Origin of the sequence: Bacillus sp. JJ1566 (assembly GCF_036962685.1) — a bacterium.
Classification (GTDB): Bacteria; Bacillota; Bacilli; order Bacillales; family Bacillaceae_L; genus Ferdinandcohnia.
The window spans coordinates 63,164-80,466 of record NZ_JBALOP010000052.1 but is presented as its reverse complement, the minus strand read 5'-3'; the positions used below and the strand labels follow the sequence as shown (position 1 = coordinate 80,466).

Sequence of the window (17,303 nt, the reverse complement as noted above, 5' to 3'; positions counted from 1 at the left end):
AGACACAGGCTCAGAGACAATCAGACGCTTCTGCCTTAGAGTTTTGTCTTTGAGAGCTCTTCTCAAAGACAATTCCTTCTTATCCACTGTATGTTTTGTCTCTGAAAAATTTGTCCTTCCCAAGCTTTTTGTCCTTTTTTAAAATTCTCCACAAAAAAGTAAGGAAGAGCTGCAGTCCCCCTTACTTTTACTCATTTATTCAGCTGCCTTATACCCGTATTTCTCCATTTCAGCGTAAATTGTTTTAAGTTTTGGGCTGCCTTCTCCGACAATGGTGTCTTCTAGCACCACAACGGGATAAAACATATCTTCTTCGATTACACGACGTGCAAATGCATTTTTCTCTTCGTCCCCTGGTGGATCAAAAATATCAATATGTGTAATGTCGAAGGGTTGGTTTGGAAACTTTCTGCTCAGCGCTGCTTCCAGCCACTCGTAGGTCTCCTTTGAAGAAGGAAGGTTCACACAGCTAGGGCAAAGTACCTCTGCACCATATACACAGATTTCAACCTTTTGCTTATCCATTCACTTTCACCCTTTCCCCAATCATTTCTTTTTCCATTGTACTAAAAATCTGTTAAAATGGACACTGAAAGAAATAATAGTACATCACAGATTTTCTCAATACGCATATGTAATTAAAAATTGGAAAAATGCTTCTCTTGCTTTTAATAGATTTTTTCCAGTAAACAGATTATAATAATTATAAAGGTATGAGGAAAGGAGTCAATGTAATGGATATTAAAGAACAAGTACAAGAAGTATTAGATAAACTTCGTCCATTTTTACTTCGTGATGGCGGAGACTGTGATTTAGTTGATGTAGAAGATGGTGTTGTTAAGCTTCGTTTATTAGGTGCTTGTGGAACCTGCCCAAGCTCTACAATCACATTAAAAGCTGGAATTGAACGTGCATTATTAGAAGAAGTTCCAGGTGTAGTCGAAGTTGAACAAGTATTCTAATAAATAGATGAAACGAAGTGCCTCAAATTTTTGAGGCATTTTTTTATGCTTAAAATTGCTAGTGGCAGTATTTTGATTTAGCGGCAGTAAATCTGGGATAGTGGCAGTATTTTTCGTTTAGTGACAGTTTTTCAATTCAAAAAAAGCGAAACCTCGTTGGTTTCGCTTTTTTATTCATGTAACGACAGTGTTGTTAACATACTGCCATTTTTCTCAATCGATACTTCTTCTACCTGATACCCTTCAAATACAAGGGAAAGATCCGCTTTTAACTGATTTCCTTTTCCACTCTCGGTAAAGCAAATCACTGTAGGTCCTGCTCCACTAATGGCAACCCCAAATGCTCCTGCTCTCTTAGCAACTCGATGAATGCTGTCGAACTCGGGAATGAGCTTAGCCCGATACTGCTGATGGAATAAATCCAATTCCATCATTTTCCCCATCAACTCATGGTTCTTTGTTAAAAGAGCCGCAACCATTACATTGCTTATCGAGCTAGCTTTAACAGCGTCTGGGTAGGTTAATTCTGTTGGCAGCACACTGCGAGCATCCTTTGTTTTTAATTCATAAGGAGGTATAACAACCACCATATCGAAAGAGAGGTCATTCACATGAATAAGATCCGTGTCCTCACTTCCCCGATGACTACCAATGACTAAGCCACCATATAAAGAGGCACCTACATTATCCGGATGTCCCTCAAAATCACATGCTAATTCAAGCTTTTGTTGTTTTGTTAATTGAAGTTCACAAAGTTCATTTACAAGCTCAATTGCCGCGATAATGGCAGCAGCACTACTTCCAAGACCTCTCGCTAATGGAATATTGCTCTGAACAAAAACCTTGCAGGGAGGTAGCTCACATGAGTAAATATGGGCCACCTTTGCAGCGATTTGATAGATAAAATTTTCTTTATCAGTTGGTGTATCTAAAATTTCTTCTGATTGTGGAACAAACTCCCATTGATTGCTTGGTTCGACCTGAAGAGTTAAATAGCGGTTGACCGCCAGTCCTAATGAATCAAATCCTGGCCCGAGATTTGCTGTACTTGCTGGTACTTTTATTTTAAAGGCTTGATCAAACTTCATGTAAAACGGCTCCTCTAATATGATCGTAAACAGCCTTTTCATCGTTAGGTAATACAACAGGCTTAATTTCAGTTGCTTCAATTGCGATATTGGGATCCTTTAATCCATTCCCTGTTAGGACTGCAACTACTCGGCTACCTTTTTTAATTTCACCACTGCGTACTTGCTTGATTACTCCTGCGATTGACGCACATGAGCCTGGTTCTGCAAACACGCCCTCTTTTCGTGCTAATAATCGATATGCTTCGAGAATTTCAGCATCTGATACCTCATCAATTTTACCATTCGACTCACTTGCAGCTGCAACAGCTTTATCCCAGCTTGCAGGGTTTCCGATTCGAATCGCTGTTGCAACTGTCTCAGGATCTTCAATGACTTTATTTTTAACAATTGCTGCTGCACCCTCTGCTTCAAATCCACGCATTTCCGGAAGGCCAGTATTATGACGCTCATGATACTCTTTAAATCCTTTCCAGTATGCTGTAATATTCCCTGCATTTCCGACAGGAATCGCTAATACATCAGGAGCTCCATCCAGCTGCACACAAATTTCAAATGCTGCTGTTTTTTGTCCTTCAATTCGATATGGATTGACAGAGTTTACGAGAGTAATAGGTGCTGTTTCACTGATATTACGAACCATTTTTAATGCATGGTCGAAGTTTCCTTCGATTGAGATGATTTCAGCCCCATACATGACAGCTTGCGCTAATTTTCCCATTGCAATTTTACCTTCAGGAATAACAACGATACAGCGAAGACCAGCTCGTGCTGCATAGGCGGCAGCTGCTGCTGAAGTATTTCCAGTAGATGCACAGATAATCGTGTCACTGCCTTCTTCAACCGCCTTAGCAACCGCCATTACCATCCCCCGATCCTTAAAGGAACCAGTTGGGTTTGCGCCTTCTACTTTTACATATAATTCCACACCAAGATCCTCTGAAATAGAATGCAACGGAAGTAATGGTGTATTTCCTTCATTTAAAGACAGCATTGGAGTATCTGTATTTACCGGTAAATATTCGCGAAATTGTTGTAATAGACCTTGCCATCTCATGCTTGGTTTCCTCCTTCAACTCGATAAGAGCTTTTCACTTCTTGGATAATTTGTAAATCTCTAAGCTGTACTAAAATTTCCTCGTAGTCTCGTAGTGATGCTTGATGAGTAACAAGTACAATTTCAGCTAAATCCTTATTCTTTAACGGTAATTGAAGAATTTTTTCAAAGCTTACACCACGTTCTGAGAATAAAGATGTAATTTTTGCAAAAGCTCCAACTTGATCTTTTACGTGAATACGCAAGAAGTATTTCGAGAAAATCTCAGAGTCTTCTTTTAGCTTTTTCTCATATTGAGGTGATACAGCACTTAGACCATTCACTTCAAGTCGCATATTTTTCATAACAGCAACTAAATCTGAAACGATTGATGTTGCTGTTGGCAAACTACCTGCTCCTGGTCCATAGAACATTGTTTCTCCGACTGCTTCTCCATATACATATACCGCATTAAATTCGTCATTTACACCAGCTAGTGGGTGAGATTCCGGAAGTAATGTTGGTTGAACACTCACCTCAACCTTTTCTCCCTTTCGATGTGCAGTACCAATTAGCTTGATTACATAGCCTAATCGTTTACTATATTCGATATCATCGCTTGTTACAGAAGAAATTCCTTGAACGCGGACGTCTTTAAGGTCGATATTCATGGAATATCCTAATGAAGCCAAGATTGCCATCTTTCTTGCTGCATCTAGGCCTTCAACATCAGCGGTTGGGTCTGCTTCAGCATAACCAAGCTCCTGTGCTTCTTTCAACACTTCTTCATAAGCACTGCCGAACTTGCTCATTTTTGTTAAAATAAAGTTTGTTGTTCCATTCACGATTCCCATCATTTTAATGATTCGGTCTGATGCAAAGCCGTCAACCAAACCGCGCAGGATTGGAATCCCACCAGCAACGCTTGCTTCATAGAACAAGTCACAACCATTTTCACTTGCAACTTTTAATAGCTCTGGGCCATATAACGCCATTAGGTCCTTATTAGCTGTTACAACATGTTTTTTGTTACGTAGAGATTGAAGCACTAATTGTCTTGTATCCTCCACTCCACCCATAACCTCAATGACTACATCAATTTCAGGGTCCTCAATAACCTCATTTGCATTCGTTGTCAAATAGGAAGGATCAATTTCTACTGTTCGGTTTTTATGAATATCTTGAACTAATACCTTCTTTACTTCTATTGGGCAACCAACTTGGTGCATTAATTTATCTTGATGATTTTTTAAAATGGTTACAACACCACTTCCAACCGTACCTAATCCTAATAATCCAACTGATATACTTTTCATTATTATCCGCCTCCTATGTATTCCCTAGAAATACATTTGTCCTTCTATAAAAGACATTATAGTAGTGATACTGTGTTTTTACAAGTGTTTTTTTTCAGACTTTTTATTTGAAAACGCTTAACACACTGGTATAAAAGGATATTTTTTTATAAAAAAGATTCTTTTAGGAAAATTCTAATAAAAAAAACACCTTCATTGTGAAAGTGCCCACGGAAATTTTTCGTGTACTTTTTCTATAGTACCATATATCTTTATAGTTGAAGCCAACCGATGTTCGGAATTGTTAGTCTTTTTTCGTCTATTCCTACGCTTGGTAGAAAGGTAGCTAAAAATCGTTCATGATCACTAGAATGGTTCAGTATTGCTTCTAATCTTTGTAATTGTTTTTCTTTTTTGTTCTCTGATTCCGTCATATAATACCCTTCAATACATTCGAAAAAATGCAACGGAAATAAAAGCCGCGCATATAATAATCTCCAAGAAAAGGGGGAAAGAGGATTAACCCGTTCATACTCCTTCAAAAAGTGCATGATTTGCCCATTTTTTCCCGTTTCCCCACCTGCATATTGGTCCCGTATAAATTCGGCCAAGTCCCTTGTGTAATGGTCAAACACCCATTCTGTAGGAAGCTTCGTAAATGACTCTCTATCCCATGAACGCTGAGTGAAACGGTGATGACAAATCGTAGCTGAATCGATTGGTGTAGGTACCTCATCCAATTCTGTATCAACCAAGTATTGAATTGCATTTTCCGTTAAGCCTATATAATATGGGAAGGCTTCAACAAATAACGTTTCAAAACGGTTTTTAGGATGCTGTTTTACTTTTTCTTTCCAGAACAACTCCATTTGATCTAGTCTTTTTTCCCATAGGTATTTCCATTGTCCAATTCGATTAACCTTGTTGACTTGATATGGGAAACTTCTGCCACGTTTATGAAAACGCGCTAATTCATTTCCTACTGTATTAGAAATCCTATGGCTATAAACAGGACATCTGATGATAACAACCTCTTCATCATTGATCGTTGTACTTAATTTTCCTTCCGTTGTCGGATAAATTGAGCCAACACGAATGTCCCCTTTTTGAATCATATAATCGCTAAGATGTTTTATTTCAAACAGTTCTTCTTGTTCCAAATTTGGTATTGGCACAATACAATATACTATATTTCGATAGATGAATGCTTCATAGCCAAATGCCTTTACTAACCGATCCATCTTTAATTTGTATTGTTCGAACAGTATATCTTTCATAAAACATCACCTCTCGCACATACTATTTAACTACGCATTTATCTGTTTAAAACATCTATATGAAACATATCAGCATTACTTGTGGTAAACTAGAAAATATTAGTAAAATTATTTTGAAATTATAGAGAAATTAGGTGAACATGATGAGCAATGAAAATAAAATGAATGAGATTGAACGAACTGCCAGGAAATGGTTAGAGGAAAGAGGCGTCACCATTCAGGATATTGCGGAGCTAGTGTACTACTTACAAAGTAAATACCATCCAAACCTAAAAATGGAGGAATGTGTGCATAATGTTGATCGCGTTCTAACGAAACGTGAAATTCAAAATGCAGTTCTAACGGGAATTCAATTAGATAAACTTGCTGAAAAAGGCCTGCTTGAGGAGCCGCTTCTTTCAACAATTAAGGTAGATGAGGGGCTTTACGGTGTAGATGAAATCCTTGCCTTTTCAATTGTAAATGTATACGGCTCAATCGGATTTACAAATTACGGATACATTGATAAGAAAAAACCTGGTATCTTGGAACGGTTAAATGACAAATCAACTGGAGAATGTCACACATTTTTAGATGATATTGTCGGGGCAATTGCAGCGGCTGCTTCAAGTCGTTTAGCCCACCGAGCAGCAAGTGTAGAATAAACTAGAAAAAAGCGCTCAATTCGAGCGCTTTTTAAATTCGTTCCATCCATTCCTTTAAGCTGTTAATCGCATAGGTTGGTTGACGGTCATATCCTTTTAAAGCCTGCGCAGTTGTAACGCCTGTATGAACAAGAAGAGTATCAATACCAGCGTTCATCCCCGCCATGATGTCAGTGTCATAATAATCACCGATCATTATTGTATCTTCTTTTGCAATTCCTAATTTCTTTTGGGCTTGCTCCATGATTACTTTCTCAGGCTTTCCGATAAAAATAGGCTGAACTGTCGTGGCTACAGTGACAACGGAAGTTAACGATCCATTGCCTGGTAAAAACCCTCTTTCAGTGGGAATTGAAATATCACCATTTGTTGAAATAAAAGTTGCACCATTACGAACAGCTAGACAGGCTAGCGCAAATTTTTCATACGTAACAGAGCGGTCAATTCCAACCACAACAAAATCTGGATTTTCCTCTTGGATTGTAAAGCCCTTATCCGCTAATGCCTTACGGATCCCTTCTTCACCAATAACATATACCGTGTCACCCTGCTTCAAGTCGTACATATAATTTGCGGTTGCTTGGCTTGTTGTGAAAACTTGATCCGCCGTACAAGCAATATCAAAATCGCGAAGCTTTGCAGCAACCTGTGCTGGTGTTCTTGAAGAATTATTGGTAACAAATAAATATGGAATTTGCTTTTCATTTAGGGCATTTACGAAATCACATGCTTCTTTAATGCGCTCAGTTCCAAGGTACATTGTACCGTCTAAATCGAATAAGTATCCTTTGTATGTTTTCACTACTTTAATCACCTTTTATAGGATGTTCAAAAAGTGCGGTGAATATGACGCATCGAATTTCTGCGTTGGCTTGCTTCTCCGTTCCTCACGTATTAACTGCATACGCTCCGGTACTCAAAGCTGCACCGCCTTGAAATTCTTGGTCCTCTTCATCCTCCTTTTTGAACACATATTTTTTTAATTTTTAAATGCGGAAACAGGTCCTAATTCATTAATAAGATAGGATCTAACAGCTTCCGGAAAGCTTTTTAGGCTTTCTTTATTTTTTTGGAAGCTTGAATAAATGTCTTCATGATTGATTTCAAGATAGTCTTGAACAATTACTTTACGGAAACGAATGATTTCTTTTAGATCATTTGCCGCATTTGTGGATACCACTTTTTCATCCTCAAGAATATCAATGATGTCTTCATAGCTACCAGGATCACGCATAATGAAGCCGTCAATCATTGAATTCCCTACATCTAAAATCGCTTCAATTAAAAGCTGAGAAATACGCTCTAATGCTTTCTTTTCAATCGTGCTTGTCCAATTTGTCTCAGCTTCTAACAATCCTATATTTTCTTCGTAAAAAAGAAGGGTCTTCTCAATCTTTTCTCGGTCAACAAAATACACAGTATCACCTTCTATTTATAATCGTAACGCTTTAACTTTTTAAACCTCATATTATTTTACCATAAAGTTCACTATCATTCATGGAATGACTGATAATCAAATGCGCCTTGGCGTATTTGCGCCCAGATTTTTTCGAGCGTACTCGAAAAATTACCTTTGAAAATCGCATGTCTCCGCCGGAGGCTTTAAGTTTATTTTGCAGGGGTTCGAGCCCCTGCTGAATAAACTTGTATAATTCGTTTTCTATTTGGTATACCTTTGTTATGATAATGTAAATGACTGTTTTTTAAAGGAGAATCCATTTATGTCTGAACGCTTTTTCTTATATGATGATACGATTGACACACAAACACGATTTGTAAGTTTTATGGGAGATAACCAACGCTATGATTTAGCGATTGTTAGATCTGATCGTTATTATGGGAAGCAGGTTGTCTTAAATATTTTGAGCAATCGCTTTGCCATTATCGGCAGAGATGATCTCGATGAGCCAGGTTATATTGAACATGCCTTTCAATTATCGGAGGAAGAAGCAGAGGAGTTACGCTCTTTTCTGTATGAAATTGTCTAACATATTTGTATAAATTCCTGAAAACACTATAGGTAAGAAGTGAGGTGTTTTTCAGGTGGCGGAAAAAGATAAAGAGGAAATAAGGTATACCGATTTTTCGACGGTGGAGACGATGAAGGACTTTTTAACCTTCGAAGAATTTCCTGAAGGTCCTACAGGTGCACCACGCGGTGAGCAAACACCTGTTATGAATAAGAGCACGCCATGGAAAAAAGGACAACGATATTATACACCGTATAATTATGAATTTAAGTCTCTTCACCAAGACCTGCCCCGTCAATTCCCAGGTGCTCACCATACTCATGATGATAAGGATGAAAATGCCGAACCACCCTATGATTAAAAAGAAAAGCTTAATGCTTCCGCCTATCGGTGACAAGCATAAGACGAGCGCTGACAGAAGGTGCACTTTACCTTCCGAAGCGATTGGCTAGACCAGAGAACCGATGGCGCCTAAAGCTAGACAACAAACAATGCATGAAAAAAGTACAGGTGACTTAAGCCTGTACTTTATTTTTAACCTTTTTTAGAACAAAATAGGCACAACCAAAATTACAATACTCGTATAAATACTCGGAAAGGGTACTAATTTTTGTGTCAAAGGATGCTTTTTGGTTTTTATCATCAAAAAATCCTTTTAAACGAAGTTGTTCATATCCCCAATCTCCGACTATATAATCATACTTCGCTAGGATGTCGCTATATCTTGCACGAAAGGCTTCTTCATTAAATCCATCTTTTAGCTCTTCAACAAGCTCATATGTACTGTTATTAATGCTAATCACTTTCTTTCACACCCCTTATTATATTTCCATTATAGCCAATCAACCCATCAATTACTATGCGAATTTTTTGTTAAAATGGTCAACCTACAACTGAGGGGGTGTCAAAATTGAAAAAATACACAATCATCTCGGGGTTAATTGCCTTAACAGCTTTAACAGGCTGTGGTGCTGCTAATGACAATGCAGGAGTTTATCACGAAAGTGGAAATACAATAAATCGTATTGACCAAAATGAGCTTTACAATGCAAAGGGTGTTAAAAACGACGGCAAGGAAATGACGAACTTTGGCTATGTTCGTCACCAGAAAAATCCAGTCCCTGGAAAAGCAAATGTTTATACGAATATGCCAGCAATGAACCGGGAAAAAGTAGCGGATTTGATTAGTAAAATCTGTACAACTATCCCGAATGTGAATGATGTAGGGACACTGGTTACTGATGAAGAGGTCCTTGTTGCGTATCAAACTGATTCGAAGGATCGCAACTTAACTGCAGACCAAGTAAAGCGTGCTGCTCTTTCTGTAGTCCCAAGGTTTTTTCATGTATACGTTTCTGATGATCCGAACATGATAAAACAAATCGAACGGTTCGGTACGCTTGATTCAGACAGCCGTAATGTCGATCAAATCATGACATCAACCATCCAACAAATGATAAAATCTCCACAAGGTTATAAGGTAAGTGATGGAGAAAATGAAAATGGGGAAATGGAAGGTGGATTAAATCCTGAATATGAGCGCAAGGCAAGGGAAAATCAAGACTTCCTAAAAAACCCTAATACAGGAATAGAAAGTAAAGATGAACACAATCCTGGAATCAAACAAAAGAGAGAAGAAGGAAAAGACTTTTTGCAAAAAGGAACTCAATAAAACTGACCAACAAGTAATGAAGGACATTTACCGGCGAATTCTTTAACGGAATGTCCTCCATAACCATGGTGAAGGACTTTTCCGTCTGAAATCTTATTCGAAATGCCCTTCATCGTTTTTGCCAATCAAAAAAGGGGGATTTCCCCCCTTTTTTATGCTTGTTTAACTTGTTGATTTGCTTTTGCAGCATTTACTTGCTCGTCTGCGTGGTAAGAAGAACGCACAAGTGGACCAGCCTCACAATGGCTGAAGCCTTTACTTAATGCAATCTCTTTTAATTCAGCAAACTCGTCTGGATGATAGTACTTTTCAACTTTTAGGTGCTTTTTCGATGGTTGTAGATATTGACCAATTGTTATGATATCTACGTTATTTTCGCGAAGGTCGTCCATTGTTTCAACGATGTCTTCCTTCGTTTCACCTAAACCAATCATAATACTTGATTTTGTTGGGATATCTGAATTCATTTCTTTTGCACGACGCAGGAATTCAAGTGAACGATCATATTTTGCTCTTGCACGCACACGGTCAGATAAACGTCGAACCGTTTCGATATTATGGTTTAGAATATCTGGCTTTGAATCCATTAAGGTTTTTAAGTTTTCGTATACCCCGCCCATATCAGATGGTAAAACTTCGATTGAAGTAAATGGATTCTTTCTACGAATTGCTCGAACGGTTTCAGCAAAAACTGCAGATCCCCCATCCTTCAAATCATCACGTGCAACCATTGTAATAACGACATGCTTTAATCCCATAATGGCGACAGAATCTGCTACGCGTTCTGGTTCTGCCCAATCCAATTCATTAGGAAGTCCAGTCTTAACTGCACAAAAGCGGCAAGCACGCGTACATGTATCCCCAAGAATCATAAATGTTGCTGTCTTACGAACAGCCCAACATTCATGTATATTTGGACACTTCGCTTCCTCACAAACGGTATGTAATTGCTTTTCCCTCATCATTTTCTTTAAGCCTGTGTAACTTTCATTGGTATTTAGCTTTATTTTTAGCCATTCAGGCTTTCGAAGATATTCCTGTTTTTTTGACATACTTCATCACTCCATTGCAAAGGCTATCACTATTATACTCCTAAAGTAAATAAGAATCCAAGTATTAGCATGATTGCGTTTTTTAAGGCTTCCAACAATTAGCTATTATGAAAATAAAATGATTTAACAAACTAACAAGGAATAGTACTTTTAGAAAACAATTTATCATCCTTTTCGTGAACATAGATGCCTTTAGCAATAAAATATCCCTGTTATTTTTGAGAAAGGAGATTTTTGTGAGTGAACAGAAAACTAGGAATAGTTGTTGTTATTTGTTTAATCTTTTCCGGATTGCCATTGTCGACAAGTGCAGAAGAAACTCAGCAAGATATCTTTCAGGATCGAATGAATCTATATACTAAAATGGAAACCTTAACCCAGATTCCATGGTACTATTATGCGGGAATTGATCAATATGAAAGAAGTATTCGTCGTGCCCGTAAGGATATTCCAAAAGAAACCGGTTTGATTGGAATCTATATAAAGCCTGAGGTTTGGGTCGGCGCTTTAAATCCAAATCTAAATGATACAAACCCTTATAGTATCCAGCTTTTTGGAGGTATTGGGCTAGATGGCAACGGGGATGGTATTGCTGACCAGACAAATGACGAGGATATCTTATTTACGTTGTCAGAACAAATTTTAATATCCGGGACAGACCCTGATAATTTTAAAATTGGCTTATGGAACTATTACAAACGTGACAAATCCGTTTCCCTTATCATGGGAATTGCTAAAATTTATTCAACTTATGGAACTCTAGATCTAGATAAGCATGCCTTTCCAGTTCCACTCGGCTATAATCATAGCTATAAAAACACGTGGGGTGATGCACGAGGTTGGGGTGGCCGAAGAATGCATGAAGGTACAGATATATTTGCAAGCTACGGCACACCGGTTCGTGCAACCTCATATGGAGTAATTGAAATGAAGGGCTGGAACCGATTTGGCGGGTGGCGCATCGGAATCCGCGATGTAAATAATACGTATCACTACTTTGCGCATTTAAACGGATTCGCAAAGGATATTGCAATCGGTCAAGTTGTTGAACCTGGTACAATCATTGGATCAGTTGGTAGTTCTGGATATGGACCACCAGGAACAGCAGGAAAATTTCCGCCGCATCTTCATTATGGAATGTATAAGGACAATGGTTTTACAGAATGGTCCTTTGATCCATACCCGCATCTACGTGCATGGGAAAGAGCAGATCGAAAAAATAGAAAAAGGTAATAATTAAGGCTGTGGAAAATTATTCCCACAGCCTCTTCACGTTCTATTTTTGACCCTCTTTTTATCATCTATTCTGCTTGTTTTGCTTGTTTAGCCTTGACAACAGCATATGCGATACTTGCTACTAGGCCTCCCCATAAAATTACCATACCAATGATCATCATCGCAATTGCTCCACCGGTCATAGTCCTACCCCCTTGTCGTTACTAGAAGAATAATTCTCTTCTAATGCTTCACGACCCCACTTTTTGAGTGAAAACACAATTCCGAGTACAATTACTCCAACTGCAATAAATACACCTGGGAAGAGGATAAATGAAGTTGCATATCCTTCATAGTTTCCAGTTGCATTATCAAATTGTTGTAGAATGTTTTGCTTGAATAAGTCAAACATCATATATCCTAATACGACTGGTGTGACGATTCCAAGACAGAACTTCCACCATCGACCCGCACGCATATCCGAAACTGCATTCGCATGTGCTTGCAATGGATTCATTTGCTTGAACACCCATGCGATTAGGATTACTTCAACTAATCCTGCAACTGCAATACCGAATTGGTTAATGAAATAGTCAACAACATCTAGGAAGTATAAGCCCCCATTTGTTGAATACAGGATTGAAATAAGGGATGCTAATCCAGCACCGTATAATACAGATTTGTTACGACTAATCTTAAATTTGTCTTGTACTGCTGCAATAAATACCTCACAGATTGAAATGAGCGATGTTAATCCGGCAAATATTAAGGACAAGAAGAAGAGTGCTCCAAAAAACTCGCCAAATGGCATTTGATTAATAATTTGCGGGAAGACTGCAAACGCTAGACCAACACCTGCACTTGCCACTTCATTTACAGGTACCCCTGCCTGTGCGGCCATGAAGCCTAAAGCAGCAAATACTCCAATACCGGCTAGTAATTCGAAACCGGAGTTGGCAAAACCAGTAATAAACGCGTTGTTCACGACATCGGACTTTTTAGGTAAATAACTTGCATAAGTAATCATAATTGCAAAACCAATTGATAAACTAAAGAAAATATGTCCGTATGCTGCTACCCAAACCTTACCATCCATGATTGCATCCCAATTTGGTTGGAAGAATGCATTTAAACCTTCAGCTGCCCCTTCAAGAGTAATTGCACGAATAACAATAATTGTAAAAATTATACACAAAGTTGGGATAAAAATTTTATTCGCCTTTTCTATACCCTTTTTAACGCCTTTAAATAAGATAAATAAAGTAATTGCCCAAACAATAACTAAAGGAACAAATACCCCAAGCACTGGTGCCCCAATTTCTCCAGGAGTGTCTGATAAATGTAGATATTTAGAGAATAAGAATCCTCCTGTATCTTCGCCCCATGCTTTATTAAAAGAAAAGAATGTATACGAAAATGCCCATGCGATAATAACTGCATAATAAGTAGCTATGACAAATGAAATGAATACCTGCCACCAACCTAGCCATTCCATTTTTTTATTTAAACGAAATAATGACAAAGGTGCGGATCCCCTAAATTTTTGACCAATTGTGAATTCGAGAATGAGGATTGGTATTCCGGCTGTTAATATGGCAAATAGGTATGGAAGAAAGAATGCGCCTCCTCCATTGTCATAAGCAACATATGGAAACCTCCATATATTACCTAGGCCAATCGCAGAACCGATAGCAGCCATTACAAAGCCTGCGCGCGTCCCCCACTGTGGACGATTATCCATAAAATAAACCTCCTCTTTTCCACCTTTAGCCCATTAACGCATTAGCCCTTTAGCACTAGACTGAAGTTGGAAATTTTTATATATTCAGATTATTATCTATAATCTATTTATTAGTATAGCTAGTCTGTAGCCCTCTGTCAAAAGTTATTTTAAAATTCGGTTTTCTTTTCATAAAAAAGAGACAAAGGTACTTTTTCCTTTGTCTCATGCATACGATATTAAATTTGGAGCGAACTTTTTATACCTTTTTTCTATTCTTCATTGTGATTACAAAAATAATAAACAATACAAAAGTAGCTAATAACCCTAATATTGTACTGTCAGTTAAACCTAGTACTACATAACCAATTGCTGCTATTACAGCTGAAATGATTGCATATGGAAGTTGTGTCATTACATGGTCAATAAGATGACTACCTGCACCTGTTGAGGAAAGAATAGTTGTATCTGAAATTGGTGAACAGTGGTCACCAAATACAGAACCAGCTAATACAGCCGCAAGAGCAGGTAGCATTAGATTTAAATCGGATGCAGCAACAATGTCTCCTGCGATTGGTAGCATCATTCCGAATGTTCCCCAAGATGTTCCTGTGGCAAACGCCATAATACCCGCTACAATAAATAGGATCACCGGTAAAAACGAAATATTTAGGTTCGATTGTTTAACAAGTCCAGCTAAATATTTTCCTGTTTCAATCTGACCGATTAAGTCAACAATAATCCATGCAAACACTAAAATATAGACAGCTGGAAGCATTGACTTAATCCCCTCAATGATTCCCTTTGGAAGAAGACTTATACTAATTGCATTTTTTGCATAGACTTGAACAAGGAATAAAATAAGTGTGACAATAATGCCAAATAATCCACCATATAATAAAGATCCTGTTACATCGGTGTTTTCCAAAACACTAATAATCGTTACATTACCTTCTGAAGCTTTAAAGCCTGTCCAAAATAAGGAACCGACTGTACCAATAACTAATGCTATGATTGGCCAAACTAAATCGCCTACAGATCCTTTTTCACTTTGAGGCAATTCCTGCTTTAACTCTCCTAGTACTGGTTTTTCGGGATCTGTAACCTCGCCTGTTGTCATCGCTCGATTTTCATGAACCCTCATACTCCCGATATTGATATTAAATAGTGCAACCGCCAAAACCATTAACATAGCTGATACGACATATAAGTTCATTGGAATAATTTGGATAAAAGCCGATAATGGTGAATACTCAGTTATACCGTGTGTTGCTAAAATTGGCGCAATGATCGCAATAATATAAGCACCCCAGCTTGAAATCGGGGAGACAACACAAATTGGTGCAGATGTTGAATCGATAATATAAGCTAGTTTTGCACGAGAAACTTTATTACGATCTGTAATAGGTCTACTTACCTGACCTACAGCCAATGCATTAAAATAGTCATCAATAAAAATAATAATACCTAAAACGGCTGCTAACAGCTGTGCACCTGTTCTTGTTTTAACCTTTGTTTGAGCCCATTCTCCAAAGGCACGACTACCGCCAGAGATAGAAATAAAGGCAGTGATAATTCCTAATAGAAATAAAAAGAAGATAATATAGACATTCCATGTATTAAGTGCGCCTTCAGAAACAAAGACTGCTTTTATGCTATTCCAAATAGTGATAGCAATGTTTTTCAGCCATGCTCCAACACCTTCATTTAGTAATACGTTTCCGTGTAACACAACGGCAGCCGATACAATTCCGACTCCTAAAGAAAGCAGAACTCTTCTGGTTATGACAACCATTAGCAGAGCAATAATCGGTGGGATAATTGAATAAATCGTTCCAGTCATGATCTGTTCCTCCAAGATTTATTTTTCATAGAGGGCCATACGTAGTGAAAGAAGACACTCTTTTTTACAAATAAAAAGAGAGTAATGATGGAAATAACAATCATTACTCGAAGTATACATTTTTAATTCCATAATGAAGTATAATTCATTACTCCCTATAACACAACTATTCTAGTATAGTATTTATTGCTAATTTGTCGGGAACTCAATAGATGGTGAAGAGTCACCGCCATTGTTATAAAATTCAGGAACATCATGCAAAATATTTTGATTAATAACAGGAATAATGGTTTCGATTTCAACCTCTCCTGTTGAAAATGGTAGAATGACCTGCATGGTCACAGTTGCTAAAACATTGTATTGAAACCATCCATTATTAATTCCCCACTCGTCAATTCTTCCTTGTGGCGTTGTTTCTCCAAAACCGACCATATGAAACCGAATTGGAATTTCCGGACCTAGGTTTCCTAAGATTGCATTGTTTGTTGCTTCTCCAAGCGGTACCTTAAAGACAAACCCTGTTTGCCCTGTTGAATGATCTGTTTCAAGCTCCAAATCAGGATATTCAAGTTTATTAATATCTCCGTCATTTACATACTTTAGGTATTTCTCAATATTCCCTAGTGTCTTTGTAGCCATTTTGTTGACGACCTGTGTGTTGTAACTAATTACCTTCCCCGTTTCATCTGTTTGGACTATGCTTAAATCCTCCTGAATCAACTCTTCCTCATTTATTTGTTGGTTAATTGCATTTTTGATAACAGTAGCCGCAACCTTCTTTGTTTCATTTTCAGCATAGGCCATTAGTGCAGGCTCAATCGCTTTGTTAACAATAAATAGACCAATCAACGTCGATAAGATAAAAAAGACAATGGTTATTAAGAAAACGTAACGAAAAGGCAAGGGCCCTTTCCTTCTTGGTTGTAGGCGACGTCTGTATTTAGCCAAACGAAAATCCCCCCTTACATGCTATATGTATGCAAGTAAGGGGGGATGTACGATAATTATTTTTAGAACATAAGGATCAAAGACTAAGAACGCCACCTCCTGTGGCAACGTCTTTGTGACCCACATCGTGTGGGCCTAAAACCCGAGGTAACTGGCTCTTTTTATATTGAATACCCTTCTCCAAGGTGTTTATGCTTAGATCATTTTTAATAAGGCGTCTTTGCCTTTCATTCCTATCGTAATGCCTCGGTTCTCGGCTTCGTATGTGATTGATTCAAGAGGGGCATCCAGTAATTGCTCGATTGTACGAACACCAACTGCCCTACCAGCAATAATGCCTCGTTCTTTAAGCTTTTCATTTAATAGTGCAACATCCAAAGCTCCGCACATAATGTAGCCATTTTCATTTGTGACTGCCATAAAATTCGTCTTAGGTAGCTTAACAGTAATGGCTGTAAATTGATGATTATCAATTACTATTGGTGTCATTGAGACCATTCCTAGCACACTCCTTTCCATACCAATTTATGTATGAGGAAAGAGATTTGTGTAAGAAATGGGTGCTTGTCATAGACCTATTT

20 protein-coding genes are annotated in these 17,303 nt (G+C 38.1%); 6 read left to right on the top strand and 14 right to left on the bottom strand.

Translation table 11 applies throughout. From position 1 onward, the window contains the following. Window positions 1–195: 195 nt before the first annotated feature. Window positions 196–525, bottom strand: a complete 330-nt coding sequence (locus tag V7112_RS18790) for a YuzD family protein (protein ID WP_335422690.1) — start codon at window positions 523–525, stop codon at window positions 196–198. A gap of 188 nt (window positions 526–713) precedes the next feature. On the opposite strand from V7112_RS18790, the gene V7112_RS18785 reads away from it, so the two are divergent. Then, window positions 714–962 (top strand): NifU family protein, encoded by a 249-nt coding sequence (locus V7112_RS18785; RefSeq protein WP_438823917.1) that lies wholly within the window; start codon window positions 714–716, stop codon window positions 960–962. A 170-nt stretch (window positions 963–1,132) separates the two neighbouring features. Here the strand turns inward: V7112_RS18785 and thrB are convergent, their stop codons facing one another. From thrB to yutH, 4 genes are all read right to left on the bottom strand, one after another. After that, a complete protein-coding gene (gene thrB / locus V7112_RS18780; RefSeq protein WP_335422688.1) occupies window positions 1,133–2,050 on the bottom strand; it encodes a homoserine kinase in 918 nt (305 codons plus the stop codon). Beyond that, a complete protein-coding gene (gene thrC / locus V7112_RS18775; RefSeq protein ID WP_335422687.1) occupies window positions 2,040–3,107 on the bottom strand; it encodes a threonine synthase in 1,068 nt (355 codons plus the stop codon). Before thrC ends, thrB begins: the two co-directional genes overlap by 11 nt. Then, window positions 3,104–4,405: a homoserine dehydrogenase gene (locus tag V7112_RS18770; RefSeq protein WP_438823922.1), complete on the bottom strand. Its 1,302-nt coding sequence runs from the start codon at window positions 4,403–4,405 to the stop codon at window positions 3,104–3,106. Before V7112_RS18770 ends, thrC begins: the two co-directional genes overlap by 4 nt. Before the next feature lie 248 nt (window positions 4,406–4,653). Beyond that, complete coding sequence (yutH, locus tag V7112_RS18765) at window positions 4,654–5,658, bottom strand: spore coat putative kinase YutH (RefSeq protein WP_335422683.1); 1,005 nt, start codon at window positions 5,656–5,658, stop codon at window positions 4,654–4,656. 161 nt (window positions 5,659–5,819) lie between these two features. Between yutH and V7112_RS18760 the strand changes: the two genes are divergently transcribed. After that, window positions 5,820–6,302 carry a phosphatidylglycerophosphatase A family protein gene (locus tag V7112_RS18760; RefSeq protein WP_438823921.1) on the top strand — a complete coding sequence of 161 codons (483 nt, stop codon included), beginning with the start codon at window positions 5,820–5,822 and terminating at the stop codon, window positions 6,300–6,302. A 31-nt stretch (window positions 6,303–6,333) separates the two neighbouring features. On the opposite strand, the gene V7112_RS18755 is transcribed toward V7112_RS18760, so the two are convergent. Together V7112_RS18755 and hepT are read right to left on the bottom strand one after the other, a co-directional pair. Continuing rightward, complete coding sequence (locus V7112_RS18755; protein ID WP_335422680.1) at window positions 6,334–7,104, bottom strand: TIGR01457 family HAD-type hydrolase; 771 nt, start codon at window positions 7,102–7,104, stop codon at window positions 6,334–6,336. 177 nt (window positions 7,105–7,281) lie between these two features. Then, window positions 7,282–7,719, bottom strand: coding sequence for a type VII toxin-antitoxin system HepT family RNase toxin (gene hepT / locus V7112_RS18750; protein WP_335422679.1), 438 nt, complete (start codon window positions 7,717–7,719; stop codon window positions 7,282–7,284). A 304-nt stretch (window positions 7,720–8,023) separates the two neighbouring features. Between hepT and V7112_RS18745 the strand changes: the two genes are divergently transcribed. Next, complete coding sequence (locus V7112_RS18745; protein ID WP_335422678.1) at window positions 8,024–8,290, top strand: DUF3055 domain-containing protein; 267 nt, start codon at window positions 8,024–8,026, stop codon at window positions 8,288–8,290. Window positions 8,291–8,402: 112 nt separating this feature from the next. Next, window positions 8,403–8,633, top strand: a complete 231-nt coding sequence (locus V7112_RS18740; RefSeq protein WP_335422812.1) for a cytosolic protein — start codon at window positions 8,403–8,405, stop codon at window positions 8,631–8,633. A gap of 154 nt (window positions 8,634–8,787) precedes the next feature. Here V7112_RS18740 and V7112_RS18735 read toward each other — a convergent pair whose 3' ends face one another. Then, window positions 8,788–9,075: a YutD family protein gene (locus V7112_RS18735; protein WP_335422675.1), complete on the bottom strand. Its 288-nt coding sequence runs from the start codon at window positions 9,073–9,075 to the stop codon at window positions 8,788–8,790. A 107-nt stretch (window positions 9,076–9,182) separates the two neighbouring features. Between V7112_RS18735 and V7112_RS18730 the strand changes: the two genes are divergently transcribed. Further along, a complete protein-coding gene (locus V7112_RS18730; protein ID WP_335422674.1) occupies window positions 9,183–9,944 on the top strand; it encodes a YhcN/YlaJ family sporulation lipoprotein in 762 nt (253 codons plus the stop codon). 152 nt (window positions 9,945–10,096) lie between these two features. Here V7112_RS18730 and lipA read toward each other — a convergent pair whose 3' ends face one another. Continuing rightward, window positions 10,097–10,996, bottom strand: coding sequence for a lipoyl synthase (gene lipA, locus V7112_RS18725; protein WP_335422672.1), 900 nt, complete (start codon window positions 10,994–10,996; stop codon window positions 10,097–10,099). 240 nt (window positions 10,997–11,236) lie between these two features. Between lipA and V7112_RS18720 the strand changes: the two genes are divergently transcribed. Next, window positions 11,237–12,229 (top strand): M23 family metallopeptidase, encoded by a 993-nt coding sequence (locus V7112_RS18720; RefSeq protein WP_335422670.1) that lies wholly within the window; start codon window positions 11,237–11,239, stop codon window positions 12,227–12,229. A 68-nt stretch (window positions 12,230–12,297) separates the two neighbouring features. Here the strand turns inward: V7112_RS18720 and V7112_RS18715 are convergent, their stop codons facing one another. From V7112_RS18715 to V7112_RS18695, 5 genes are all read right to left on the bottom strand, one after another. After that, window positions 12,298–12,414 (bottom strand): methionine/alanine import family NSS transporter small subunit, encoded by a 117-nt coding sequence (locus tag V7112_RS18715; RefSeq protein WP_335422668.1) that lies wholly within the window; start codon window positions 12,412–12,414, stop codon window positions 12,298–12,300. Next, window positions 12,411–13,952: a sodium-dependent transporter gene (locus tag V7112_RS18710; RefSeq protein ID WP_335422667.1), complete on the bottom strand. Its 1,542-nt coding sequence runs from the start codon at window positions 13,950–13,952 to the stop codon at window positions 12,411–12,413. The genes V7112_RS18715 and V7112_RS18710 overlap by 4 nt, the downstream gene beginning before the upstream one ends. 238 nt (window positions 13,953–14,190) lie before the next feature. Then, a complete protein-coding gene (locus V7112_RS18705; RefSeq protein WP_335422665.1) occupies window positions 14,191–15,774 on the bottom strand; it encodes a Na+/H+ antiporter NhaC family protein in 1,584 nt (527 codons plus the stop codon). Window positions 15,775–15,963: 189 nt separating this feature from the next. Further along, window positions 15,964–16,722, bottom strand: coding sequence for a sporulation protein YunB (gene yunB / locus V7112_RS18700; protein WP_335422663.1), 759 nt, complete (start codon window positions 16,720–16,722; stop codon window positions 15,964–15,966). A 195-nt stretch (window positions 16,723–16,917) separates the two neighbouring features. After that, the gene (locus V7112_RS18695; RefSeq protein WP_335422661.1) at window positions 16,918–17,220 is read right to left on the bottom strand and encodes a YunC family protein; all 303 of its coding nucleotides are present in this window, start codon (window positions 17,218–17,220) and stop codon (window positions 16,918–16,920) included. Window positions 17,221–17,303 lie beyond the last annotated feature (83 nt).